The sequence below is a fragment of the Roseimaritima sediminicola genome, from assembly GCF_009618275.1.
GTDB classification, from domain to species: domain Bacteria; phylum Planctomycetota; class Planctomycetia; order Pirellulales; family Pirellulaceae; genus Roseimaritima; species Roseimaritima sediminicola.
Genome location: NZ_WIAD01000028.1, coordinates 1 through 24,387, shown reverse-complemented (window position 1 = coordinate 24,387; position 24,387 = coordinate 1). Strand labels below are relative to the sequence as shown.

19 protein-coding genes are annotated in these 24,387 nt (G+C 62.4%); 13 read left to right on the top strand and 6 right to left on the bottom strand.

Annotation, left to right across the window (positions count from 1 at the left end; translation table 11 throughout):
- Positions 1–520 precede the first annotated feature (520 nt).
- Genes GE027_RS14005 through GE027_RS13995 form a run of 3 tightly spaced genes read left to right on the top strand, consistent with a single transcriptional unit; the run spans position 521 to position 3,852 of the window.
- Positions 521–1,954 (top strand): anthranilate synthase component I family protein, encoded by a 1,434-nt coding sequence (locus GE027_RS14005; RefSeq protein ID WP_153557831.1) that lies wholly within the window; start codon positions 521–523, stop codon positions 1,952–1,954.
- Positions 1,951–2,580 (top strand): anthranilate synthase component II, encoded by a 630-nt coding sequence (locus GE027_RS14000; RefSeq protein ID WP_153557830.1) that lies wholly within the window; start codon positions 1,951–1,953, stop codon positions 2,578–2,580. Before GE027_RS14005 ends, GE027_RS14000 begins: the two co-directional genes overlap by 4 nt.
- A gap of 9 nt (positions 2,581–2,589) precedes the next feature.
- Positions 2,590–3,852: an aminotransferase class I/II-fold pyridoxal phosphate-dependent enzyme gene (locus GE027_RS13995; RefSeq protein ID WP_237607538.1), complete on the top strand. Its 1,263-nt coding sequence runs from the start codon at positions 2,590–2,592 to the stop codon at positions 3,850–3,852.
- Between the two features lie 492 nt (positions 3,853–4,344).
- Here GE027_RS13995 and GE027_RS13990 read toward each other — a convergent pair whose 3' ends face one another.
- Positions 4,345–6,876 (bottom strand): DNA gyrase subunit B, encoded by a 2,532-nt coding sequence (locus GE027_RS13990; RefSeq protein ID WP_202617418.1) that lies wholly within the window; start codon positions 6,874–6,876, stop codon positions 4,345–4,347.
- A 455-nt stretch (positions 6,877–7,331) separates the two neighbouring features.
- On the opposite strand from GE027_RS13990, the gene GE027_RS13985 reads away from it, so the two are divergent.
- The 3 genes from GE027_RS13985 (at position 7,332) to carA (ending at position 9,593) form a co-directional block, all read left to right on the top strand.
- Positions 7,332–7,697 (top strand): hypothetical protein, encoded by a 366-nt coding sequence (locus tag GE027_RS13985; protein ID WP_153557828.1) that lies wholly within the window; start codon positions 7,332–7,334, stop codon positions 7,695–7,697.
- Between the two features lie 142 nt (positions 7,698–7,839).
- Positions 7,840–8,133, top strand: a complete 294-nt coding sequence (locus GE027_RS13980) for a hypothetical protein (RefSeq protein ID WP_153557827.1) — start codon at positions 7,840–7,842, stop codon at positions 8,131–8,133.
- Positions 8,134–8,429: 296 nt separating this feature from the next.
- Entirely contained in the window at positions 8,430–9,593 is a 1,164-nt protein-coding gene (gene carA / locus GE027_RS13975) for a glutamine-hydrolyzing carbamoyl-phosphate synthase small subunit (RefSeq protein WP_153557826.1), read from the top strand.
- Positions 9,594–9,761: 168 nt separating this feature from the next.
- Here the strand turns inward: carA and GE027_RS13970 are convergent, their stop codons facing one another.
- Both GE027_RS13970 and GE027_RS13965 read right to left on the bottom strand, forming a co-directional pair.
- Positions 9,762–10,718 (bottom strand): DUF1559 domain-containing protein, encoded by a 957-nt coding sequence (locus tag GE027_RS13970; RefSeq protein WP_153557825.1) that lies wholly within the window; start codon positions 10,716–10,718, stop codon positions 9,762–9,764.
- A 399-nt stretch (positions 10,719–11,117) separates the two neighbouring features.
- Entirely contained in the window at positions 11,118–12,740 is a 1,623-nt protein-coding gene (locus GE027_RS13965) for a prenyltransferase/squalene oxidase repeat-containing protein (protein ID WP_162006733.1), read from the bottom strand.
- Positions 12,741–12,986: 246 nt separating this feature from the next.
- Here GE027_RS13965 and GE027_RS13960 point away from each other — a divergent pair, with 246 nt between their 5' ends.
- Genes GE027_RS13960 through GE027_RS13950 form a run of 3 tightly spaced genes read left to right on the top strand, consistent with a single transcriptional unit; the run spans position 12,987 to position 13,888 of the window.
- Positions 12,987–13,181, top strand: coding sequence for a ribbon-helix-helix protein, CopG family (locus tag GE027_RS13960; RefSeq protein WP_153557823.1), 195 nt, complete (start codon positions 12,987–12,989; stop codon positions 13,179–13,181).
- Positions 13,181–13,570 carry a type II toxin-antitoxin system death-on-curing family toxin gene (locus GE027_RS13955; protein WP_153557822.1) on the top strand — a complete coding sequence of 130 codons (390 nt, stop codon included), beginning with the start codon at positions 13,181–13,183 and terminating at the stop codon, positions 13,568–13,570. Before GE027_RS13960 ends, GE027_RS13955 begins: the two co-directional genes overlap by 1 nt.
- A 24-nt stretch (positions 13,571–13,594) precedes the next feature.
- Positions 13,595–13,888, top strand: a complete 294-nt coding sequence (locus GE027_RS13950; RefSeq protein ID WP_153557821.1) for a hypothetical protein — start codon at positions 13,595–13,597, stop codon at positions 13,886–13,888.
- 6 nt (positions 13,889–13,894) lie between these two features.
- Here the strand turns inward: GE027_RS13950 and GE027_RS13945 are convergent, their stop codons facing one another.
- The 3 genes from GE027_RS13945 to hisF are packed head-to-tail and all read right to left on the bottom strand — an operon-like array spanning position 13,895 to position 17,235.
- Positions 13,895–15,238 (bottom strand): ATPase, T2SS/T4P/T4SS family, encoded by a 1,344-nt coding sequence (locus GE027_RS13945; protein ID WP_153557820.1) that lies wholly within the window; start codon positions 15,236–15,238, stop codon positions 13,895–13,897.
- Positions 15,238–16,440, bottom strand: coding sequence for a type IV pilus twitching motility protein PilT (locus tag GE027_RS13940; protein ID WP_153557819.1), 1,203 nt, complete (start codon positions 16,438–16,440; stop codon positions 15,238–15,240). The genes GE027_RS13945 and GE027_RS13940 overlap by 1 nt, the downstream gene beginning before the upstream one ends.
- 27 nt (positions 16,441–16,467) lie before the next feature.
- Complete coding sequence (gene hisF, locus GE027_RS13935) at positions 16,468–17,235, bottom strand: imidazole glycerol phosphate synthase subunit HisF (protein WP_153557818.1); 768 nt, start codon at positions 17,233–17,235, stop codon at positions 16,468–16,470.
- Between the two features lie 73 nt (positions 17,236–17,308).
- Here hisF and GE027_RS13930 point away from each other — a divergent pair, with 73 nt between their 5' ends.
- The 4 genes from GE027_RS13930 to alaS all read left to right on the top strand — a co-directional run bounded on the left by GE027_RS13930 (position 17,309) and on the right by alaS (position 24,276).
- Positions 17,309–18,256 carry a fructosamine kinase family protein gene (locus GE027_RS13930; protein ID WP_162006732.1) on the top strand — a complete coding sequence of 316 codons (948 nt, stop codon included), beginning with the start codon at positions 17,309–17,311 and terminating at the stop codon, positions 18,254–18,256.
- A gap of 157 nt (positions 18,257–18,413) precedes the next feature.
- Positions 18,414–19,772, top strand: coding sequence for a Gfo/Idh/MocA family oxidoreductase (locus tag GE027_RS13925; protein ID WP_153557816.1), 1,359 nt, complete (start codon positions 18,414–18,416; stop codon positions 19,770–19,772).
- Positions 19,773–19,808: 36 nt separating this feature from the next.
- Positions 19,809–21,362, top strand: a complete 1,554-nt coding sequence (locus GE027_RS13920) for a trypsin-like peptidase domain-containing protein (RefSeq protein WP_153557815.1) — start codon at positions 19,809–19,811, stop codon at positions 21,360–21,362.
- A gap of 85 nt (positions 21,363–21,447) precedes the next feature.
- Complete coding sequence (gene alaS / locus GE027_RS13915) at positions 21,448–24,276, top strand: alanine--tRNA ligase (protein ID WP_153557814.1); 2,829 nt, start codon at positions 21,448–21,450, stop codon at positions 24,274–24,276.
- Positions 24,277–24,387: the final 111 nt, after the last annotated feature.

The window sequence follows — 24,387 nt, the reverse complement described above, 5'->3', positions numbered from 1 at the left end:
TGCGAAGGAAATTTGAGATTTGAGATTCGAGATTCGCTGATTCCGGCGGAATCTATGTAGGGGAAGAATCGTTTTCGCCCCTCTCCCCCGGAGCCTGGCGAGCCTAAGCGAGTCAGGCTTCGGGGGAGAGGGGTTGGGGGTGAGGGGGACCAGCAGAGCAGCACCACTATTGCCGTGTCTTGAGGCGGGGCGCAGATTAAAAACCGTACGCAAACAGTCATTCCGTTGCACCCGAGCCCCCTCACCCCCGGCCCCTCTCCCACCACTGCTTCACTCGCTGACGCTCGCGGCGCAGCGGGGGAGAGGGGAGAAAACATTGCCTTCCACCGCTCCGAGCCCTACATAGAATCCGTTAGAGTCAGGAAATTTGCAATTTGCAATCTCCTCCCCCAAAACAAACCGCAGGACAACGAGCACGCCCCAAACTCGCCACTTGCCACTTGCCCTTTCCAAACTCTGGCGAGTTCAGCTACGGAAAACCAACAATTAAAAACCTAAAACCGACAACCAAAAACCAACCGTGAATTCCTCCGCCGACGCTCCGCTGAACCTGTCCTGGCTCAAACGCAAGCCGCTTGAGTGGGAAGTCGGTGTCGATATCGACTTCTATAAGCTGTTCTATGCGCTCAAACAGCGGTCGCGGGCGTGCTACTTTTTCGAATCCCTGGAATTGCCCCGGCATCAGGATCGCTACTTCACGATCGGCTTCGACCCGGTGGTGGAGTTCATCGCGAGGGGCAATCAGTTGACGATTCGCGGTGCGGCCGCCGATGTCCGGCGGATCACCGGCCGGGACAACGATGGCCAGGTGGTGCTGGAGGTCGACAACCCGTACGAATACCTGCAGAGACAGGTTCCGATGCAGCGGCTGGGACGCACCCATCAGGGCGGACTGGTGGGCTACTTCTGTTACGAGGCGGTGAACTACTTCGAACCGGCCATCTCGCTGGAGGAGCATCCCGATTACCCCACCTTCCACCTCGGCTTGTACACCGACGGGCTGATTCTGGACAACGAAACAGGCATCTGCCACTACTACACCTATCACGAAGATCGCCGCGAGAGTTTCCAGCCCGCGCTGGCTGACCTGGACGCCCTGACGATTCCCACTCAACTGGACAGCGTCCAGTTCCTGGGGCACAGCGAGGATCGCCAACAGCACACCGAAGCGATCGAGAACACGCTGGAGGAAGTCCGAGCGGGCAACACGTTCCAAGCCGAAGTCGGATTTAAATCGCTGTACGAGATCCGCGGCGACAAGATCGCGGTGTACGACAAACTGCGGCAGATCAATCCCAGCCCCTACATGTTCTACGTCGTGTTCGGCAAAGTGGAACTGATGGGGGCCAGCCCGGAAGTGTTGATCGCCAATACCGACAAGGCCGTCTTGACGACGCCTACGGCGGGAACCACCGGCCGCAGCAGTGATCCGCTGGAAGACCGGCGACTGGCCCGAGCCTTGTTAACCGATCCCAAGGAAATCGCCGAACACAACATGCTGGTCGACCTGCATCGCAACGACCTTTCGCGGGTCTGTCGGATCGGCACGGTACGAATCGCCAGTTTGATGTACCTGATCCGGTTCAGCCACGTCCAGCACATCGTCAGCGATGTCGTGGGCGAATTGGCCGAAGGACAAACGGCTTACGATCTGCTGGCCGCGATCCTGCCCGGCGGCGTGGTTTCCGGAGCCCCGAAGATCGAAACCATGAAGATCATCAACCGCAACGAGAACCAGCCCCGCGGTCCCTACGGCGGAGCGGTCGGACGCTTCAGCTTTAACGGCGACAGCGCGTTCTGCCTGCCGATCCGCAGCCTGTTCTGCAACGGCGACCAGTGCTTCTCGCAAACCTGCAGCGGCGTGGTGCTGGATTCGGTGGCCGAGCGAGAGTACACCGAACTGGAACGCAAGCTGGCGGCCATGAAACAAACCCTGCAGGAGTTGAGCAAATGACGCGGCTACTGTTGGTCGACAACTTCGATTCGTTCACGTTCAACCTGCATCACCTGTTCGGTCAATTGCCGGACGTCTCGGTCACGGTACGCCGCAACGACGAACCCTTTATCGCGGACCTGGACGGCGGCCACTACGACGGGCTGATCATCAGCCCTGGTCCCGGCACGCCGGACGACCGCGACTACTTCGGCCACTGCTCCGATGCAATCCTTCGCTTCGGCCCCAAGGGATTTCCCATCCTGGGCGTCTGCCTGGGATTCCAAGGCATCGCGTTGGCCTACGGAGCCAAATTGAAACGCGCCGCGTATCCGATGCACGGCAAAACCACGCGACTGCACATCCTGCGGGATTCGGGCGTCCTGGAAGGGATTCCCGACGATACCCCGGTGATGCGTTACCACTCGATCATGATCGATCCCGAAGGACCGTTTCCGGAAGAATTAATCGTGACCGCCGAGACGGCCGAAGACGAAAAGGTCCTGATCGAGAACGGTCGTGAGATCATGGCCGTCGAGCATCGTTCGCAGCGAGTCTACGGCGTGCAGTTCCACCCCGAATCGTTCGGCACCGAGTGCGGGATCGACCTCGCTCGCCGGTTCGTCGACATCGTTCGTACGCAGTGAGCCAGAGCGTTGACGCCTGGAAACGATCCGCGCTTCCGATGGATGCAGCAACGACTGGACGACCTGGATGACCACGGCCTCCGCCGTCGCCTTCGTCCGGTTCCCGCCAGCGGCCCGCTGTGGCCCGGCGGCGTCGATGCCCCGCACGTGAACTTCGGGTCCAATGATTACCTGGGCCTGGCCGGTCAACCGCTGAATTTGCCGAACGCGTTGCCGGATGAGGCGGACGGGCCGGATGAGGCGGACGCGGTGCCGGGTGAGGCGAACGCGGTGCCAGGTGAGGCGAACGGGCCGGCGCCGCTCGTCCAGCGGGGCAGCGGTGCGAGCGCCTTGGTGTGCGGCTATACGGCGCTGCATCATCGGCTGGCCCGACAACTGGCGGAACTGGAACAAACCGAGGCCGCGGCGTTGTTCCCCTCGGGCTATGCGGCCTGCAGCGGATGTGTCTCGGCGCTTGCCGGCCGCGGAGATCTGATCCTCAGCGATTCGCTGAACCACGCCAGCCTGATCGACGGATGCCGGCTGAGCAAAGCGGAGCGGTTTGTTTATCCGCACGGCGATGCGGACATCGTCGACACCCTGCTGAATCACCACCGCCACCGCTTCCGCCGGGCATGGATCGTCACCGACAGCGTGTTCAGCATGGACGGTGACATCGCGCCGCTGGATCGTTTGGCGCACATCGCCCGGCAGCACGATGCCACGCTGATCGTTGACGAGGCCCACGGCACGGGAGTGCTGGGCCGCGATGGCAGCGGCGCGAGCGAGGCGTTGGGAGTCAAGGATCAGGTGCCGATTCGCATCGGGACGCTCAGCAAAGCGCTCGGATCGCAGGGCGGTTTTGTGGTCGGTCCGCAGGTCGTCATCGATTATCTGATCAACCACGCCCGGCCGTTGATCTACAGCACGGCCGCCGCCCCGGCGACGATCCTTGCGGCGCTCTCGGCACTGCACAGCGTCCGGGAGCAGCCCGAGCGGCGGCAGCGCGTCCAGCAATTGGCTCGGCGGCTGCGCCGCGGGCTGGCGTCGATGGGCAAATTCACGGGCGATCTGGACGGCTTGGCGGCCGGCGTACCGATCGTACCGATTCGCCTGCGCAGCACCGGCGCCGCGGTTCGGGCGGCGGAGCAGCTATGGCAGCAGGGTTTCTACGTTCCGGCAATCCGCCCGCCGACGGTCCCCGAAGGCACCTCCCGGCTGCGCGTCAGCCTCTCGGCAGCGCACAGCGACGAGCAAGTCGACCGCTTGCTGGCGGCGATCAAAGAGCTGTAGCTGAACTCGCCAGAGTTTAAGTGGCGAGTGGCGAGTTTGGAGCGTGCTCGTTGGCCTGCGGTTTGTTTTGGGGGGAGGAGATTGCAAATTGCAAATTGCAAATTTCCTGACTCCGGCGGATTCTGTGTATGAGAAGAATCGTTTACTCCCCTCTCCCCCGAAGCCTGGCGAGCCTAAGCGAGTCAGGCTTCGGGGGAGAGGGGTTGGGGGTGAGGGGGACCAGCAGAGCAGCACCGCCTCCGTCTTTCGCTGCGGTGCGGGAATCGGAAAGGCGTGCGCAAACAGCCATTCCGTTGCACCCGAGCCCCCTCACCCCCGGCCCCTCTCCCACCACTGCTTCACTCGCTGACGCTCGCGGCGCCGCGGGGGAGAGGGGAGAAATCATTGCCTTCTAATGCTCCGAGTCCTACATAGATTCCGCCGGAGTCCGCAAATCTCAATTTGCAATTTGCAATCTCGCCCCCAAAGTCTGGCGACTTCGGCTACGGCGTCTTACACGTCCAGATTCCGGACTTCCAGGGCGTGCTTTTCGATGAAGTCGCGGCGGGGCTCGACTTTGTCGCCCATCAGCAGGCGGAACATTTCATCGGCGGCCCCGGCGTCGGCCAGGTTGACCTGCACCAGCGTGCGATTCGAGGGATCCAGCGTCGTCTCGCGGAGCTCTTCGGCGTTCATTTCGCCCAGCCCCTTAAAGCGGGTCAGCTGCAGGCCTTTTTCACCGGCGGCTCGGACCTGCGGCAACAGCTCGCGCAAATCTTCCAGCGGTCGCCGGACGTCTTCGCCTCGCACCAGTTCAAACCGCGGCGTGGTGCTGCCGGTTCGTTCCTGGGGGATCAAATCGTCGACCCCCACACCGACTTCCTGCAGATCTTTCAGCCCCGCGTTGACGGTGCGGATCTCGTGCAGCTCCAACAGGTAGACCGAGGGGCTGGGCGTCTCGTCCGCATTCAACGTTTCGGCCGCCGGCTGCTCGCCGTCGGTTTCTTCCTCTTCTTCGGCTTCACTGTCCAGCGACAGGTTGTTGGCGCTCAAAAACTCTTCCACCTTTTCCGGCGACTGAAACCAGTGCTCCTCGGTGCCGACCAACAGATGGAACGGCGGCAGGCGGTGGGTCGTGGGATCGAGCCGCAGGGCGTGGGCCTTGAGGCTGATTCCGCGGCGTTCCATGGCCGTGATCGCGTCCTCCATTCCCGCCAGCGTCGTGCACAGCTTGCGCATCTGGTCGCCCTCGATGCGGCGACCGTCGTCGGCTTCCAACGCGCTGTCGGACAAACCTCGCTCGAGCAACTGGGCTTTCATTTCTTCTTCGGTCTGGATGTAGTACCGTTCCTTGCCACGGGTGACCCGGAACAGCGGCGGTTGGGCCACGTACACGTGCCCGCCGGCGACCAACTGGTACATCTGGCGGTAGAAGAAACACAGCAGCAACGTGCGGATGTGACTGCCGTCGACGTCCGCGTCGGTCATGATGATGATCTTGTTGTACCGGCGTCGCGAGAGGTCCTGATCGGCTCCGATCCCGGTACCGATGGCCTGAATCATCGACTGGACTTCCTCGTTGGCCAGCACCTTGTCTTCGCGGCTCTTGTAGGCGTTGATGATCTTACCGCGGAGCGGCAGGATCGCTTGGTACTCACGCATGCGTCCGCCTTCGGCCGAACCGCCGGCGGAGTCACCTTCGACCAGGTAGACCTCGCACTCCTCCATGTTCTTGCTGATGCAGTCCCGCAGCTTGCCGGGCAACCCACCGCCGCCCAGGGCGTCCTTGCGTTTGCGGAGCATATCCTTGGCTTTGCGAGCCGCCTCGCGCGCTTCGGCGGCCAACAGGCCTTTGCGAACGATGCTTTTGGCCGCCCGGGGGTTTTCCTCCAGGTACTTGGTCAACTGTTCACCGACGCCCCCACTGACGATGCCTTCGACTTCGCCGTTACCGAGCTTGGTCTTGGTCTGGCCTTCGAACTGCGGATGCGGTACGCGGACGCTGATCACGGCCGTCAGGCCTTCGCGGAAATCGTCGCCGGTGGGCGTGGTGTTTTTGAACAGGTTTTCCTTCTTGCCGTAATTGTTCAACGTCCGGGTCAGGGCGGAACGAAAACCGGAAACGTGGGTACCGCCTTCGATGGTGTGGATATTGTTGACGTAGGACTGCACCGTTTCGGTGAAATCGGTGTTGTACTGCATGGCGATCTCGTACTCGACACCGTCGCGAGCACCGGTGAAGTGGATCACGTCGCTGTGCAACACGTCGCTGGCACGGTTGAGGTGTTCGACGAACTCCAAAATGCCGCGTTCGTACTTGAAATCCCCGCCCTCGCCATTGCGTTCGTCCAGGAATTTGATGTGCACGCCCGAATTCAGGAAGGCCAATTCCTGCAGGCGTTTGTACAGCGTGTCGAACGAGTACTTGGTGGTGCTGAAGATCTGGCCGTCGGCTTTGAAAGTCGTCTTGGTGCCGTTCTTTTTGGTGGCGCGGCCCTTGGTGACCGGCCCTTGGGGGATGCCTCGCTCGTAGACCTGCGTCCAGGTCCAGCCGTCTCGACTGACTTCGACCTCACACCACTGCGACAGGAAATTCACGACCGTCACGCCCACGCCGTGCAGCCCGCCCGACGTCTGGTAGGCCCCTTTTTGGAATTTGCCGCCGAACTTCAGCACCGTCATCACGCCTTCGAGCGTGGTTACCTCACGGTCCATCTCCTCGGATAACTGTTCATGCACCGTTACCGGGATCCCGCGGCCGTCGTCTTCGACCGTGACCGAACCGTCGCTGTGGACCGTCACCGACACGGCGCTCGCGAATTCCGCCATCGCTTCATCGATCGAGTTGTCCACCACTTCGTACACCAAGTGGTGCAAGCCTCGCCCGGTCGTGTCACCGATGTACATCCCCGGCCGTTCGCGGACGTGCTCCAGGTCCGACAGGTGCTGCAGGTCCTTCGAAGTGTATTCAGCGTTGGCCGCAATCCGCTCGTGGGGGACGGTGGATTCGTTGGATTCAGACTCGGAAGAAGGAACGTCGCTCATGGCTGTTTTTCGATGACCTGCTGTGGCGGCGACACCGGCGGTGGCGGCGCTGATGGGATCGTTATGGAAGGCCCTCATCATAGCATTTCACGGCCCCCGATGCGATGCCCAGTAGGCCTTCACAGGCGGGCTGCAAGTTGCATATCCGCTTCGACTTACGATTGCCAATCCGCATGGCTGTGACCGCCCACCAGGGGGCCGGCCGAAAACGCGATTTGCGATCGCCCCGAACGCAACCTAAGCTTGCCCTAGTCGGGGGCGTTTGAGCGGTTCATCGGCCCCCGGTCCTTCGACTTGACGGTCCTTCGACTTGACGGTCCTTCGACTTGACGGTCCTTCGACTTGACGGTCCTTCGACTTGACGGTCCTTCGACTTGACAGGCCCCCCGACGCGATTGATTCGCCCCGACGGGTAAGCCCACCCTCCGCCCCCCGAACGGGAACCAGGATCCAGCATGTCCTGCGAGCAACTGGCTGCTAACATCGCTCACCTCGACCCGACGCTTGCTCCAGCGGAGGTCGCGCGGCTGTGTTTGCTGATCCTGAACGAAGTGGACGACCCGGCCACGCTGCACGATTCGGCGACTCTCCGGCGGCTCTGGCGGTCGGTCTCCTTTCGCCTCGACGCCGCCACCGACCAGTACGCCGCGATGTCCGAGGAACTGGATCGGCTGTGCCAGCAGGGTCCGGTCCGCTTCGACGCCGACCAGATTTGGACGCTGCTGCGAGCTGTCCAGACGCACGGCCAATTGCTGGAACTGTACAGCGGCCGCCGCAGCGAGGCCGCCGCCGGAACCGACTCGGCCACGGACAACTTTTGATTGCCACGGCCCCCACAGGCAACTAAAGTCGGGGGAAGGCCCCGATTCGCCCCGGCCCCCGATTCGCCCCGATTCGCCCCGATTCGCCCCGATTCGCCCCGATTCGCCCCGCTTCCTACTCGATTCCTGCAAGCTGATCTCCATGGTGTACACCATCGCCTGGCTCCTGTTCATCCTGGGCTGCATCCTCGCCGTACCGATCGCCGCCCTGATCGAATCGCAACAGCGGAAAAAAGCCCAACGAGAAGCATTGATGGCTGATGAGGCCGAAGCGGAGGCTCTGGAGGACGACGCCGAAGCGGTCCATGAAGAGGAAGCCATCGTGGCCGCCGAGCAGGGTGATCCGAACGAATTGCCCGCCGACGCAGCCTCGATCGACGACGCTGTGGGCATCGTCGACGACAGTGGCGAAGCGGAGCCTCGCCCCGAATCCTAGCGTGACCTGTGGCATAGGCTTCCAGCCTGTGAAAGCAGTGGCATAGGCTTCCAGCCTGTGAAAGCAGTGGCATAGGCTTCCAGCCTGTGAAAGCAGTGGCATAGGCTTCCAGCCTGTGAAAGCAGCACGGCTGTCTCAGCCGTGAACAAGCGGATCCTCGGCTGCACGCAGCCGAGCTACTTTGTGCCACCGATAAATTCTCGCCACCTCGGTCCTTGTCGTTTCCGGGGCCCGCGTGTTAGCTTGCTTTCAAACCATGAATTGGTGGACAGCGCACGCCCCGCAGAGAGAACGTCATGCCCGAGTCGAACAATCCTCACGCCGATGCCCCGGTAGCGAAGTTGGCGTTGGAAGATGGCACCGTGTATACCGGCAAATCGGTCGGAGCCGGCGGTGAAGTATCCGGCGAAGTGGTCTTCAATACGGCGATGACCGGGTATCAGGAAATCCTGACCGACCCCAGCTACTGCGGGCAGATCGTCACGATGACCTATCCGGAAATCGGCAATTACGGGGTCAACGAAGCGGATATCGAACACCAGAAGCCAGCCCTCAGCGGCTTTGTGGTCCGCGAGAGCAGTCGGATCGCCAGCAATTACCGCAGCGAGGGCAGCCTCAGCGACTACCTGGTCAGTCACAACGTGTTGGCCATCGCGGGAATCGATACCCGGGCGCTGGTCCGCCGCATCCGCACCGAGGGCGCCATGCGCGGCGTGTTGTCGACCGTGGACCTGGACGACGAGAGCCTGATCGAGAAAGCCAAGAACAGTCCCGGACTGGTCGGCCGCGATCTGGTCCGCGAAGTCATGCCGGCCCAGCACAGCGTCTGGGAGCAGGGGCTGGACGAATGGACCGCCGTGCACCTGGAAGACCCACCGGCCGGCGACGACGCACCCCACGTGGTGTGCTTGGACTTTGGCATGAAGTGGAACATTCCGCGGCACATCCGCGCCCGAGGCAACCGCGTGACGATCCTGCCCGGCACGGCGTCGGCCGAGGAAATTATGCAGCAGAACCCCTCGGGCGTGTTCCTTTCCAATGGGCCCGGCGACCCGGAACCGCTGGAGTACGCTCACAAGACGATCGCGGAACTGTTGCCCCAGGTGCCCGTGTTCGGCATCTGCATGGGCCACCAATTGCTGGCCTTGGCCTGCGGCGCCAAGACCTTCAAATTGAAATTCGGTCACCGCGGCGTCAACCAACCGGTCCAGGAACTGGCCACCAGCAAAGTCGAAATCACCACCCAGAACCACGGCTTTGCCGTCGAGGAAGAGTCGCTGCCGGATTGCCTGGAGATCACCCACCGCAATCTGAACGACAACACGATTGCCGGCGTGCGACACAAAGAGACCGGCGCGTTCAGCGTCCAGTACCATCCCGAAGCCGCTTCCGGACCGCACGACAGCCACTACCTGTTCGAGCAGTTCCAGAAACAAATGCGTCAGACCAGCCAAGCCTAAGCACGCTGGCATGAATCTTTGGGTGCCCCCCATGACAACACCCTCCCGCGCAGCGGGAGAGTAATGCCAAAACACACATTGCGATGTGCTTAATGGCTCCAGCTACGACGATGGCACGGCTGTCCGAGCGGTGAATGCCGCAGGTCTCGGCTGAGGACAGCCGAGCTACTATCGCTCGACCACCTCGCCACCCTGGATCGAAGCCAACGCTTGGTGCAGGCTCAGATCCATCGTAAAGCTCTGCGAGCGGACCGAACCGTCGGCCATGACGACGTTCCAGCCGCCGCGGTGGGCGCTGCCGAAATCGTGGCAGACCAGGCAATCATTGCGGCGGGCACTGTCCTGCCGAGCCTGCCGAACGGCGTATCGCAAATACGTGCTGGGCGTGTCGTTGCTGCGAGGATCTCCGGCCAGAGGCACCTGGTCGCCCTGGCACTCGCCGGAGGTGTACTGCAGCGGATCCATGGATTTCTCACCGGCCAGATAGGTTTGGCTGAGCCCGTCGGTCAGCGAAGCCGGCCGGGTACGCCGCCCCATCTGCCACACGCCGGCCTGGTCGATCCGCACGATCCGCTGGCTCAGACTACTGCCGTCGTCGGGCACATGCCCGCTGCCACCGCAAATCGCGTAATCGGTACGCGCCCCGGTGGGCCCGTACTGGGCGTGGTACCGGTCCAACAGCGGATAGGCTTGGGCCGCTCGCCGCGACGGACAATAAAACGCTTCGACCGGCGTCTGAATCGCCTGCAACCGCTCCGCCGTCAACGCTCCGTCCGGTTCCTGTTGAGCGCGGATCAGCGATTCGCCCAGCTGCGTCTGTTCCATGAACAGCATCGCTTGAATCAGCCAATTCGCACCGGTCAAGCGATCGTTGACCCTGTTGTCCTGGAAGTAAACCAGTTCCGGCCGCTGCTCGCCGCCGTAACCGGGCAGTTGACCGAAGGTGGACTGGTAATTGTGGCAAGCCAATCCGATCTGTTTGAGATGGTTCTGGCACTGGATCCGTCGCGCCGCCTCGCGCACCGCTTGCACCGCCGGCAGCAACAGCCCGATCAGCACGCCGATGATGGCGATCACGACCAGCAATTCCACCAGTGTAAATCCGCGAGTCACAGCACGACGCATGACCATTGCCCGGGTGAGAAGGAAGCGGCTAGAGGAGGGTGCTCCGGTCAGTATAACGCTTCTTTCAAGGTTCGCATCGCGAATCTGGAATCTCCTGACTCCGACGGATTCTATGTATGGGAACGGACGTTCCCGAATCGCGGAGCGATGGCATGTGGTAGCCCCAAAGCGCGAGCCCGGGGAAACGTAAACACCACGAACCAAAGCCCTGGAAGGGCGACAGGATGTCTGGCACCGGAATTCGTGTCGTCCCTCCGGGACTGGCGCGCGGGTGTGGGGGCAGCACCCCAGGCTCGCGCCTGGGGCTACCGCATGTCGCCACTGCTGTGGCTGCTGCCCCCCGAGCTCTGCACGCCATACATAGATTCCGCCGGAGTCAGCGAATCTCAAATCTCAGATCTACAACGGGAACTCACTGTTCTCGGCGTACAGCGGCAGGTAGCGGTAGTAGACCTCCAGGATCATCGCGCACATGGCCGTCGTGTACAGCCGGCCACCGACGTCGCCGTAGTGGTCGCGAAAGTTCCAGCTGCCCTCTTCGTGCCCCTGCCGGGCTTGGGTCTGGACCAGATGATCGCGAACCTGCGGATGCCACTCCTTCCAACGCGGATGGCTGGCGTGGTGCAGGGCCAGACTGGCGTAGTAGTCGTGATAGACGTTCCTGTGCGTGGGCCCCCACCGGAGCAATTGCTCCATCCCGTCTTGCTGGGCGCGGTCCAGCGGCGAGCGGCCGAGATAGATTTGCATGGCCAAGCCGATCGCGGTGGGCGTCTTGGCTTCGGACGGCTCGCGATACCCAAAATGCACGCCCGCGTCGGGCGAGAGCGAATCGATATAGGCCTTGCTGCGGGCGAAGATGTCCGAGGGCATCGAGATGTTCAGCCGATCGGCGCCTTTGAGCGCCTTGACTTGCCAGGCGGTCAGGGTGATGTCGCCCGGCGCTCCGGGCGTGTATCCCCAGCTGCCGCTGGGATGGCGGGCGGCAACGATGAACCCCACCAGTTCCTCGGCCATGTGTCGCAGCTCCGGGTCGCCGGTCATCGAAGCGGCTTCGACCACCGCCAGCGTGGCGATGCCGTGTCCGTACATACTGCCCAGCTGCAGGTCGGATCCGAACTCGGTCGGCCGCATCTGTCCGCGCAGGTAGTACAGCGCCCGATCGATCTGTTCGCGATACGGTCCCGATTCGTGGGTGTAACCGGCGCCCAGGAAGGCCAACAGGGCTAGTCCGGTGGCGGCCGTGGGCGGAGCGGGCAGGCGGTCGGGATTCTCGCGTGGATTCGCACAGCGACCGTCGCACGGGGCACCGCTCAAATCGAACGACCAACTGCCGTCTTTGCGTTGATGGGCGATCAACCACTCAAGCGCTCGCTCGACGGCGGCTTCGCTTTCCGGCGTGGCACCGCGGCGCAGCCCCCACTCGCGACGTCCTTCGGGCGTGCGTCCGCCAAGACCGCCACCGGTCGGCAGCGGCTGAGCCGAGACGTGTTGTTGCTGCTGGGCCATCGCGGCCGCGGCGGCTTCGACCGCATTCCGTTGGGAGACTTGAGGCTCCAGCGGCGAACGCACCGAAACCTGCGGCGGGGCAGGGCTGGCAACCGGAATCTCGCTGGGCTGCTCGGCCGCCAAACTGTCGTCGGGCTCGAGCGGGTCGGGCTGCTGCAAGTGTTCCAGATCCGCAGCCGTCTCATCGGCCGGCGGACTTGTTTGCACCAACAACGTCGTCCGTCCGCCGGGGGCGTGCGGCACCGAAAGCAGAGCCAGCACGATCAAGAGAATCGTGTGCAGGATCGTACTGACCAACCAAGCCGGCAAGCGAACATGATCGGCGCGCAAGCCCGCCCAGGTATTGGCTGCAAAGCGTTTGAAATGCCATCGCAAGGCCACGGACGAATCCGGCTGGACCGGCGGGGCCGCGGCGGAGTCCGCACACAGGTCATCCTGCCGCATGTCCGCATCGACCTGCACCGGCGGCGCGTCGAAAGGCGGAGTCGTATCGCTGGAAGGGTCTGAAACGGTCATCACGCTGGTAAGTAATATGCGGGCCTTGCGGAGCCCAAGCAAACGCTCCGAAACTCCTTCCCGAATATAGCTCGCCCAAACCCGCCAGGCGCAAAGAGCGACGTGCACGGTTCCCATCGGCTAAAATTGATTCAGGCGTTTTTCGCTCTGCAATGAATGTGGAACGCTACATCCGATAAGACAGAACAATGCCGTGCGACGGAGCACGGCGCAGGGCCGTCCGTTTAAATGGAGATTCGATAGCAAATGACACTCAAGCTCGACCTTGATGAACAACAGACGCAGCGTCTTCAGGAGATCGCCCGCAGACTTAACGTCTCGGTACACGATCTTGCCAAGGCCGCAATCAATGATTTGATCGCAAAGCCGGAAAATGATTTCGAGCACGCCGCCACCCGTGTCCTCAAGAAGAATGCTGAGTTATACAGGCGATTGGCGTGATGCGATTCCTAACGCTCGGGGAACTGATCTTGCTGCATCGTTGGCTTGTCGAGCAATCCGGTGGCGCCGATGGCATCCGTGACCTGGGATTGGCTGAGTCGGCGCTCGCTCAGCCGCAATTGTCCTTCGGTGGCGAAGAGCTCTATCCGACACTCGCCGAAAAAGCATCGGCCTTGTGCTTCTCATTGGTGATGAACCATCCCTTTGTCGACGGCAACAAACGGATCGGTCACGCAGCGATGGAAACATTTCTCATGCTAAACGGATTCGAACTCAATGCTAATGTAGATGATTCCGAGTCGATTATTCTACGGCTTGCGGCAGGCGAAATTGAACGCCGTCGGTTTACCGCATGGGTAGTTAAGCATACGACGCAGGTCGGAACGTAATTAAAACTTCTTCACCGGTTGCCTATGTCTGACTGGAAATTACACGCTGCCGACGAGGACAACCTTTTCTCGCAATACAAATGCGGCCTTGTCGCTGGGCAACGTGTGATGCTTCGCAGAGAGTTAGTCTGCCGAGATCACACCGGTGAGCCAAGCGGTGAGATTCACCCTGCCGGCGAGATATGGACGGTGTTGCCCGGATTGATATCAGACCCAGTATTGTGGCTTCGTCAACCCGATGGCGCACGGCATACTTGGGATGATGATGTCGCCCAAGTTGCCGAATGGTTTCAAGTCGTGGAATCCGAAGGCGCATAGGGCGGTTTACTTCGACGCGAAGACGCGTTTTAACTCTTCCAGGCTGGTGATCCCGCGGGCGACGGTGAGGATCGCTTCGCTTTGCAGCCCACGATGCCCTTCGGCTCGGGCGACCTGTCGCAGCTTGTTGACGTCTCGGGTCTTCAATAGCGCGGCTCGGAACTTCGGTCCGGGCTGCAGCAGTTCAAAAATTCCCACGCGGCCCAGATAACTGCGGCCGCCGCACACATGACAGGGCGTGATCGGCGCGGGGTTGCCTTTCTCGTCCACCTGCTGCTCGATCGGCGGCGGCACGAAGGGCTGGTACAGCACGGCGACGCGGCCTTGCGGGATGCCCAACTGCTGCAGCAACTGCGGCGTGGGCTGGAACGGTTGGCGGCAATTCTCGCACAACCGCCGGGCCAGTCGTTGGTTCAGGACCGCGGTGACGCTGCTGGCGATTTCCTTGGCGCTGTTCGAATATTTAGCGATCAGCGACACGATGGCTTCCACCGCATCGCCGGCGACCGTCCGGGTGATCAGATGTTTGTCGTTGGCGGTCACCTGTTTGAGGATCGTGGCCAACGAGTCGCCATCGGGGATTTCTGGCAGGACGAACACATCGGGCTCTTTCAGGATCATGCTGCGAATTAATTCCGCCGCACTCGGTCCGTCGGCCGCTCCGTAATAATTACTGCTGACGTTGATCGTCTCGGGTTCCCGCCGCGCATCGTGTTCGACCGACTGGAAGTCGCGCATCAGCCGGTCGGCCGCTTCCAGCGTGACCTGCCAACTGGTGGTCAACCCGGTGCCTTTGGGAGCGCTGACCAGGACCATCCCGCCGGTGCTGTCCAAAGCCTGCTTGTACTGCTCCTTCATCCGATCGCGCATGCCCAGATCGGTCAGCGTTTCGAAGGGCGTCTTTTCCGGTTCCAGCCGCACCAGGACGCGTTCGCCATTGGCCGTTCCCTGGGACTGGACGGTGATGAAGTACTTGGCCTTTTTGACCTTCGTCGCGCATTTTCCTTGCTGGGCGCTGCGTCGATCGGCAGGGTTCAGCCCACAGACCTGCTTCAGCGAGTACAGCATCGCATCGCCGGCATCGCGGGGCAGGTTGGGCAGTTGTTCCCAGTTGCCATCGATCTGGTAGCGCATCGCGACGAAGGCTTGGGTGAAATCCATCAGGATGTGGTTGGCGCGAACGCTGAGCGCATGGGCGATCTGACCGCCGGCGACCGAGTAACCGGGCGCCTGCCGGGCCAGGATCTCCAGGGCTTGTTGTTGTTCGCGATTGCCGATGACGACCGAGAATTCGACCGGCGGCACGGTCTGCCACAGTTGTTCTTCCTCTTGTTCGTTCTTCTTCGCCATCAAATAATCCCTGGTGCTTTAACGTCGATGCCCTTGAGCGCCATTTTCAGCGCGTCCTTGTTCGGCGCCACGGCGAAGGCGGTGGGTCGATCGATCAATTCGTCGTCGATCAACTGCTTGAGGCTCATCGTGAAATCCTGCATCCCATCCTCAGCCCCGATGCGGATGGCGTCGGGCAGTTTGTTATCGTGACCTTCGAGCACTAATTTACGGATCATGGGCGAAAAGGTCATGATTTCGCAGGTCGGCACCCGGGGCACGCCGGGTTTGATGCTTTTGAGCAATTTTTGGGCGATGATGCCCTTCATATTGAAGGCGATGGCCGAGCGGATCGCGCCGTGCATCTCTTCGGGGAAGAGGTCCAAAATACGGCCGATCGTGGTCGAGGCGCTGGCTGCGTGAATCGTGCCGAACACCAGGTGACCGGTTTCCGCGGCGTGGATGGCCGTCATAAAGGTTTCTTCGTCACGCAGCTCGCCGACGAGAATAATGTCCGGGTCTTCACGCACCGCATGCTTCATGCCGACGCCAAAGTCGACCACGTCCTGTCCGATCTCCCGCTGGTTGATCAAGCATTTGTCTTCGGTGTAGACAAATTCGATCGGATCCTCCAGCGTCAGGATGTGCTTGCGGTACAGCGAGTTGATGTAATTGAGCATCGACCCGATCGTGGTACTTTTGCCCGATCCGGTCACGCCGGCCAGCAGGATCATGCCCTGTTCGAAGTGGCACAGCGATTCGACGCTGGGCGGCAGATACAGGCCTTTGAAGTCGGGGATGAAGTTGCTGATCCGGCGGGCCACCATACCGATTTTGCCCAGCTGCTTCAGCAGGTTGACGCGAAACCGCCAGTTTTCGCCGTCCACCTCGCACACGTAGGCAAAGTCCGCGCCGCCTTCCTGTTCGAAGATCAACAGGTTGCGTTCGTCCATCATCGGCACCAACAGATCGATCATCTCCTGGTTGTCGATGGGCGGGCGGTTCAGCGGTTTCAGTTCGCCGCGGACGCGGACCATCGGCGGACGACCGACCTTGAGGTGCAGGTCGGAGCCTTCGAGTTTGACGAGCGCTCGAAAGATCTTGTCGATCTCCAGCGGCTCGCGCTTATCCAGCAAGCTCTCCTTCAAACGCCGGACAACGGCTGCGGCACCCCCTTGGGTCGTGGGCGAGGGCTGTTGGGGAGCGTTCGCGGCATGGGCCATAACGGGGCAACTCCGATCGAGAAAAGGCTACAGCCGCACCGGAACCCCGGCCGACTGCATGATTCGTTTGGTCTGATCAATTGTAAAGTGTCCGAAGTGAAAGATGCTGGCCGCCAAAGCCGCATCGGCTTTTCCCTCGAGAATCGCCTCCGCCAAATGCTCCGGTTTGCCCGCACCGCCACTGGCCACCACGGGGATCGACACCGCATCGCTGACGGCCGAAGTGATTTCCAGGTCGTAGCCGTCGCAGGTGCCATCGGCATCCATACTAGTCAGCACAATCTCACCAGCCCCCAAAGCTTCCACCTCCCGAGCCCACGGCACGGCCTCCAAGCCGGTCGGTTTGCGGCCCCCATTGATATGAACCTCCCAGACCTCACGACCGTCACGCTGCACGCGTTTGGGGTCGATGTTGACGACGATGCACTGGCTGCCAAACCGCTCGGCCGCCCGCCGCACGAACTCCGGATCGGTGCAGGCGGTGGAGTTGATGGACACTTTGTCGCAGCCCGCCGACAACAGCGCCCGGACGTCTTCGATGGTGCGGATCCCGCCGCCGACGGTCAGCGGCATGAAGACCTGTTCGGCCGTTCGCCGAACCACGTCGATCATGATGTCCCGCTGTTCGTGGCTGGCCGTGATGTCCAGAAACACCAGCTCGTCGGCCCCTTCGGCCTCGTAGCGCCGCGCCACTTCGACCGGGTCGCCCGCATCGCGTAGATTGACAAAATTCGTGCCTTTGACAACACGCCCCTTGGCAACGTCCAAACAGGGGATGACACGCTTGGCAAGCATCGGTTTCGGTCCGCAGGAAACAGGAATTCTGGTGGTCCGCCTGAGCTTAACGAACCGCCGCAGGAGTGACGAGGTGACACAGTACGACGCAGGCAAGCGACGCGACACCGTGACGGGATTGAACCCCGGGGCCGTCCTGGCCGCGGCCGGCCGCGATGGAGCTGGGCTGGATGGCCGCAGCCTGGTGTGCAGCCAACCGGTCAGCGGCGGCTGTATCTCGGACACGGCCGCTTGGCAACTGGACAATGGCGGGCGGGTGTTCGTCAAAGCCGACCGCGGCGACCGCCTGGCGATGCTGCGCGGCGAAGCCGAGGGGCTGGCCGCCCTGGCGGCTACCGAGACGATTCGCGTGCCGGAACTGCTGGCGGTGGGCCTGGACGAGGAAAACCAGCGAGCCTTCCTGGTCTGTGAATTCATCGACGTCCGCCCGGCCGGCGGCGGTGACGATTTCTTCCGTCGCTTCGGCCGCCGGTTGGCAGACCTGCACCGGGCCCGGTGCGACGAACCGACGTTCGGCTGGTCGGCGGACAACCATCTGGGCGGAACGCCGCAAAAGAATTCGCCCAGCGGCGACTGGCCAACGTTCTTTCGCGACCAGCGACTCGAGCCGCAGCTGCGGATGGCCGCCGAGCGACGGTTGGCTTCGCCGCGACTCGAGGCGTCGCTGGAGCGGATCCTGGCCGACGTGCCGTCCCTGCTGGAGGGCTGCTCGGACCGGCCCGCGCTGATTCACGGTGACCTCTGGAGCGGTAATTACTTGCAGGACGAGGCCGGCGAACCGGTGCTGGTCGATCCGGCGATCTATCGAGCGGACCGGGAAGCCGAATTCGGGATGCTGCGGCTGTTCGGCGGCTGCGGCGAATCGTTTTATCAAGCGTACGACGAAGCGTTCCCGCTGGCCGGCCGCTGGCAGCAGCGCACCGACCTGTACCAGCTGTACCACCTGCTGAACCACTTGAACCTGTTCGGCGGCAGCTACGCCCAGCAGTGCGAGCAGCTGGCCGAGCGGATCCGCCCGTAGCTGAATTCGCCAGAATCTGGACCGCGCGACATCCCTCCCAAAGTCTGGCGACTTCGGCTACGGGCAACCACCAAACCATTACGACCGCGGGACGGTATACAATGAGCATCCTTGAATTGTCTTCCGCTTAATCCAGCTCAACTTTGGAGAGAACCTTATGGCCAGCCCGAATCGCAATCGTCGGGACTTTTTGAAGACATCCGCCGGCATCGGCGCTGCCGCCAGCGTGCCCTATTTCTTCTCTCAACAGAAAACGCTGGCCGACGAGAGCCGGTCCAAGAATGATCGCCTTCCGATCGGGTTGATCGGCGCCGGCGGCATGGGCCGCGGCAACATGCGTTCGGCCGCCAAATGGGTCGACGTGGTGGCCATCGCGGATCCCGACGAAGGTCGGTTGCGTCAGGCCAACGATCAGTTGAGCAAGGGCAAGGCCGACGTTTACATCGATTACCAGAAGATCCTGGACCGCGATGACATCAAAATCCTGCACATCGCCACGCCCGACCACTGGCACACCAAACCGCTGATCGAAGCGATGCGAGCCGGCAAGGACGTGTACTGCGAAAAACCGCTGACCCTGACGATCGACGAAGGCAAACAGATCCGCAAGGTTCAGGAAGAAACCGGACGCATCATCCAGGTCGGCACGCAGCAGCGGAGCACCTTCCACCTGTTCGTCAAAGCCATGGCGATTGTCAACGAAGGTCGCCTGGGACGCATCCACAGCGTCCAGGCCGCGATCGGTGGCGCCCCGGCCAGCGGTGCGATTCCCGTGGCCGAAGTCCCCGAGAACCTGGACTGGGATCGATGGCTGGGGCCGGCACCCAAAGTGGACTACCGCAAGGAAGGCAAGAAAACCAACTGCCACTACGAATTCCGCTGGTGGTATGAGTACAGCGGTGGCAAGTTGACCGACTGGGGCGCCCACCACGTCGACATCGCCAAGTGGGCGCTGGAACTGAACGGCCAAAAAGAAGGTCCGACGTCGATCGGCGGCACGGCCGATCATCCGGTCGAATTCGACCAGAACGGCAACCCCAAACAGAACGATCGCTACAACACGGCCACCGCGTTCAAGTTCGACGTGGCGTTCCCGGGCAACACCAAAATGGTGATCCGCAACGACACCGACAACGGCGTCCTGATCGAAGGCGACAAGGGACGCATCTTCGTCAACCGTGGCAAATTGGTCGGTGCCCCGGTCGACGCCTTGAAGGATAATCCGCTGCCCGAAGACGCGCTGTCGAAGGTTTACAAGGGCCTGCCGATGGAGGAAAACGCTCGTGCCGCGCACTGGGCGAACTTCCTGCACTGCCACAAAACCCAACAGGAACCGATCAGCGATGTCCACAGCCACATGCGGATGTTGAACATCTGCCACCTGGCCGGTATCTCGGCGCGACTCGGCGGCCGCACCCTGAAATGGGATGACGGCAACGAACAGATCGTCGGCGACGAACAAGCCAACTCGATGCTCTCGCGACCCTACCGCGAAGGCTACGAGATCAACGGCTAGCCGAGCGACTCCTTTCTCCCGCGCGGGATTTATCTTGTGACGCGTCTATCGTTCCTAGCGCTCTCGATCCTGGTGGCGTTTTCTGGCTTCGGTCCCACCCCGGCCGGAGGCCAGCAGCCCGCGGCCGAAAAACCGGCCACCGCCGCACCCAGCGCAGCCGCTTTGGCCGTTTCGATGGAAACGGTGCTCAGCGATGCGATTCGCCGAGCCGCTCCTTCGGTCGTAGCGATCTCGCGGGTGGCCAAAGCGGATTCCGATGCTGCGGCGGTCGATTTTTCTTTCAATGTCCCCACGCTCGAGCAACCGGCCCTCGATCCCACCGCCCCACAGTACGTCCCGGCCCATTTCGCTTCCGGTGTCATCCTCTCGGCCGATGGCTTGATCCTGACCTGCTACCACGCCCTGGATGATCCTCGCCAGCACGACTACCACGTTTGGTGGCGGGGCCAACACGCCGAGGCGGAGGTGGTTCGCACTGCGGCAACGGTCCTGGCCGGGGATCCCTGGACGGATCTGGCGGTCCTGAAGATCGAAGCCCAGGGGTTGCCCGCGATGCCCTTGGGCGAAGCGAGTTCGCTGCGGCAGGGCAGTCTGGTCATTTCGCTGGGCAACCCGTATGCGATCGCCCGCGATGGCCGCGCGAGCGCCAGCTGGGGGATCGTTTCGAATCTGCAGCGAGCCGCTCGGCCGACGGGTCCCTCTTCGCCGGACGATGCCGCCGGCGGCGGCGCCGCCGCCCGGCAGTCGTTGGCCGAATTCGGCACCCTGATCCAAACCGACGCCAGACTGAACCTGGGAACCAGCGGCGGAGCCCTCGTCGACCTGCAGGGCCGGATGGTCGGGCTGACCACCTCCCTGGCCGCGGTCGCGGGGTACGAGCAAGCCGCCGGGTACGCGATTGCCCTGGACGCCCCGACGCGTCAGACGATCCAGCGGCTGCGCGAAGGCCGCCAGCCCGCGTTCGGGTTTCTGGGCGTCGAACCGCGAGACAATCCCGGCGGCCGCGGCGCACGGCTATCGCGCGTCGTGCCCGGTTTGGCGGCGGACAAAGCGGGGTTGGTCGCCGGCGACGTCATCCTGGCCGTCGATCGAGTGCCCACGGACGGGGCGATCGAGCTGTTTCGCGAGCTGAGTCGTCGCCCGGCCGACAGCCAGGTCGAACTGCTGGTTTCCCGCTCGGGGCCGCAAATTCAAGAAGGCCAACGGCAAATTCAGGGGGGCCAACCGCAAACGGTCCGCGTGCGGCTGGGCAAAAAGCAGCTGCACTTGGCCAAGCCCGGCTTCAGCCAGGTCGCCGAACCGACTTGGCGCGGGGCAAGAATCGACTGGGCCTCGGCCCTGCCGCCCAGCCAGTTGATGTTTTCCCAGCGTCCGATGCAAGCCGATTTAGCGATTCTGCGAGTCGATCCGGATACGGCCGCTTGGCGTGCCGGACTGCGTCCCGGCCAGTTCGTCCGCCGTTTTGATGGCCAGCCGGTCTCGCGTCCGGACGCCTTTTATCGATTGGCTGGCGAAGCCCAAGGCGACGTACCGATTCAGATTGTCGGCAGCGACGGACGCCCCCGCCGCGTGATCGTAGCAGCCCAGTAGTCCTGCCACCTTATCGAAACCGCCGTCTTCGCGGTATCATCCGGGCTGAATTCCCACTTCCGAACATTCGATTCGACTGCTAGCGATGAAGACTGACGAACTGCGTGAAAAGTACCTTGCGTTCTTTGAATCCAAGGGCTGCACCCGCCAAAACAGCGACGTGCTGGTGCCGACCTGGGACCCGTCGGTCCTGTTCACCCCGGCAGGCATGAATCCCTTCAAGGATCACTTCCTGGGCAAGGTCAAGCTGGATTTCACGCGGGCCACGACCTGTCAGAAATGCCTGCGGACCGGCGACATCGACAACGTCGGCCGCACGGCGTTCCACCATACGTTCTTCGAAATGCTGGGCAATTTCAGCTTCGGTGACTACTTCAAACGCGAAGCCATCCACTGGGCCTGGGAATTCCTGACCGACAAAAAATGGCTGGGGCTGGCCCCGGATCGCCTGAGCGTGACGGTCTATAAGGACGACGACGAAGCCTACGGGATCTGGAACAACGAGATCGGTGTGCCGCCCAATCGCATCGCGCGGATGGAAGAAGACGAGAACTTCTGGCCCGCCAGCGCCCCGAGCCAGGGTCCCGATGGCGTCTGCGGTCCCTGCAGCGAAATCTACTACCAACTGGAAAACGGCAGCAGCGTCGAAATCTGGAACCTGGTCTTCACCCAGTTCAACCGCGTCGGCGATCCGCCGGACAATCTCCGCCCGCTGCCCAGCAAGAACATCGATACCGGGATGGGGCTGGAGCGAACGGCCAGCGTCCTGCAGGGCGTCCCGACCAACTTCCACATCGACAACCTGTTGCCGATCGTTCACGCGGCGGCCGAAGTCGTGGGCGTGCCCTACGAATACGCGGGCGACAACGGCCGACGCCTGCGACGGATTACCGATCACGTTCGGGCCAGCACGTTCGCCGTTCACGAAAACGTGTACCCCGGCGCCAACGGGGCGAAATACGTGATCCGCCGGCTGATCCGTCGCGCCGTGCTGGACGGCCACCAAATGGGCCTCCGCGATCCGTTCCTGTATCAATTGGTCGATGCGGTCACCGATGCGATGGCCCGCCAGTACCCGGAATTGAAGGAGACTTCCCAGCGGGTTCAGGGCGTTATCCGCCGCGAAGAAGAAACGTTCTTCGGCACCATCGACGCCGGCCTGGATCGCATCGGCCGGATGTTCGAAACCATGGAATCGGACAACCGCGGGATGGTCGATGGAGGCCAGGCGGCTGATCTGTACCAAACCTACGGCGTTCCGCCGGAACTGCTGCAGACCCTGGCCGCCGAACAGAACTACACGTTCGACTGGGCCGGGTACCAGCGGGCCATGGACGAACACGCCGACATCAGCAATACCGGTCAGAAGATCCTGTTTCAAACCGGACCGCTGGAAACCCTGAAAGAGGCCCTCCGGGAAACCCCATTCGTCGGTTACGACCAGACGGCCACGGAAGTGACCATCAAGGGCATCATCACCGGCGACGGCAGCGGCAAGGAGGACGACGGCCAACTGCTCAGCCACGTTACCTCCCACGCCGAAGGGCTGCTGCGCGTGGTCCTCGATCGCTCGCCCTTCTACGGCGAATCCGGCGGCCAGGTCGGTGACCAGGGCCGGATCTCCAACGACCAGTTTGAATTCGAAGTCGTCGACACCCAGAAACACGCCGGATTGTTGGTCCACCTGGGCCGCCTGAAACGAGGCGAGATGCGCGAAAGCGGGACCGCCAAGGCCGAAGTCGACGCGACGCGACGCACGGCCGTCGCTCGCGCCCACTCCGCCACCCACATCCTGCACCACGTGCTGCAGCAGAACCTCGGCCAACACGCCCAGCAGCAGGGCAGCAAAGTCGACGCAGATTGGTTGCGGTTCGACTTCACCAACCAGGAACCGCTCGGCGAGGACACTCTGGTTCGGATCGAACGCGACGTCAATCAGCGGATTTCGGCCAGCGAGCCGATTCGCTGGCAGACGCTGCCCCTGGTCGAAGCTCGCCAAGCCGGCGCGATGATGTTGTTCGGCGAAAAGTATCCGGATCCGGTGCGGATGGTTTCGATCGGCGAGTTCAGCCGCGAACTGTGCGGCGGCACCCACCTGTCCCAAACCGACGAGATTCAAGCCTTTACCGTCGTCGCGGAAGAAAGCGTCTCGGCCGGCACCCGCCGCGTCGTCGCCCTGACCGGCCAGCGGGCCGCCCAGCACCGCCAGGAAACCATCGATACGCTGGCCCAGGTCACCAAGATCTTCGGCTGCTCGCGCGACAAAGCCGTCGACCGCACGGTCAAGTTGATGGAAGAAGTGCGGACGCTGAAGAAAGACCTGCAAGCGGGCCGGGAAAGCAAACGGGAACCCATGGAGATCAGCGCCGGCAACGGTGCGGACCTCAGCGAGGCAAACTATGCCGAGGTGCGAGGTGCGGTCCGCGATCTCGCGCGGCACCTGAACGTGGCCCCGGCCGAGATCCCCGTGCGACTGGAAAACCTGGTCGCCGAACGCGAACGTTTGCTCGAAGAGCTTCGGCAGGCGGCCCAGGGTGAAAAAATCACCGCCAGCGATCTGCTCGAGCAAGCCGAAACGGTGGGCGACGCGATCCTGGTGGTGCGTGAGACGCCCGGAGCGAACCCGAATCAGATGCGGGGCTGGATCGACCAGATCCGCAAGGCCAGCCCGCAACCGGCCGCCGTCCTCTTGGCCGCCGTCCAGGGCGACAAGGTGCTGTTGGTCGGTGGTCTGAGCAAAGCGTTGGTCGAACGCGGGCTGAAAGCCGGAGCCTGGGTCGGCGACGCGGCCAAAGTGGTCGGCGGAGGCGGCGGAGGCCGCCCCGATCTGGCCCAAGCCGGCGGCCGCGACCCTGAGAAACTGCCCGCGGCGCTGGAAGCCGCCCAGGCCGCCATGCGCCAGTCCCTGGCGTAAACGGCCGCCCGTAGCTGAAGACCGCCAGAGTGCGGACCGTAGCAGCACCGAGCCGGAGTCAGCAAATCTCAAATCTCCTGACTCCGGCGGAATCTATGTATGAGAAGAATC

Bases quoted from the DNA above. Each gene is read 5' to 3' on its own strand.
- alaS (WP_153557814.1), top strand. From the start codon at position 21,448: ATGAAGACTGACGAACTGCGTGAAAAGTACCTTGCGTTCTTTGAATCC.
- GE027_RS13990 (WP_202617418.1), bottom strand. From the start codon at position 6,876: ATGAGCGACGTTCCTTCTTCCGAGTCTGAATCCAACGAATCCACCGTC.
- GE027_RS13945 (WP_153557820.1), bottom strand. From the start codon at position 15,238: ATGGCGAAGAAGAACGAACAAGAGGAAGAACAACTGTGGCAGACCGTG.
- GE027_RS13970 (WP_153557825.1), bottom strand. From the start codon at position 10,718: ATGCGTCGTGCTGTGACTCGCGGATTTACACTGGTGGAATTGCTGGTC.
- GE027_RS13980 (WP_153557827.1), top strand. From the start codon at position 7,840: ATGGTGTACACCATCGCCTGGCTCCTGTTCATCCTGGGCTGCATCCTC.
- GE027_RS13955 (WP_153557822.1), top strand. From the start codon at position 13,181: ATGCGATTCCTAACGCTCGGGGAACTGATCTTGCTGCATCGTTGGCTT.
- GE027_RS13985 (WP_153557828.1), top strand. From the start codon at position 7,332: ATGTCCTGCGAGCAACTGGCTGCTAACATCGCTCACCTCGACCCGACG.
- GE027_RS14000 (WP_153557830.1), top strand. From the start codon at position 1,951: ATGACGCGGCTACTGTTGGTCGACAACTTCGATTCGTTCACGTTCAAC.
- GE027_RS13960 (WP_153557823.1), top strand. From the start codon at position 12,987: ATGACACTCAAGCTCGACCTTGATGAACAACAGACGCAGCGTCTTCAG.
- GE027_RS13940 (WP_153557819.1), bottom strand. From the start codon at position 16,440: ATGGCCCATGCCGCGAACGCTCCCCAACAGCCCTCGCCCACGACCCAA.
- hisF (WP_153557818.1), bottom strand. From the start codon at position 17,235: ATGCTTGCCAAGCGTGTCATCCCCTGTTTGGACGTTGCCAAGGGGCGT.
- GE027_RS13925 (WP_153557816.1), top strand. From the start codon at position 18,414: ATGGCCAGCCCGAATCGCAATCGTCGGGACTTTTTGAAGACATCCGCC.
- carA (WP_153557826.1), top strand. From the start codon at position 8,430: ATGCCCGAGTCGAACAATCCTCACGCCGATGCCCCGGTAGCGAAGTTG.
- GE027_RS13965 (WP_162006733.1), bottom strand. From the start codon at position 12,740: ATGACCGTTTCAGACCCTTCCAGCGATACGACTCCGCCTTTCGACGCG.
- GE027_RS13950 (WP_153557821.1), top strand. From the start codon at position 13,595: ATGTCTGACTGGAAATTACACGCTGCCGACGAGGACAACCTTTTCTCG.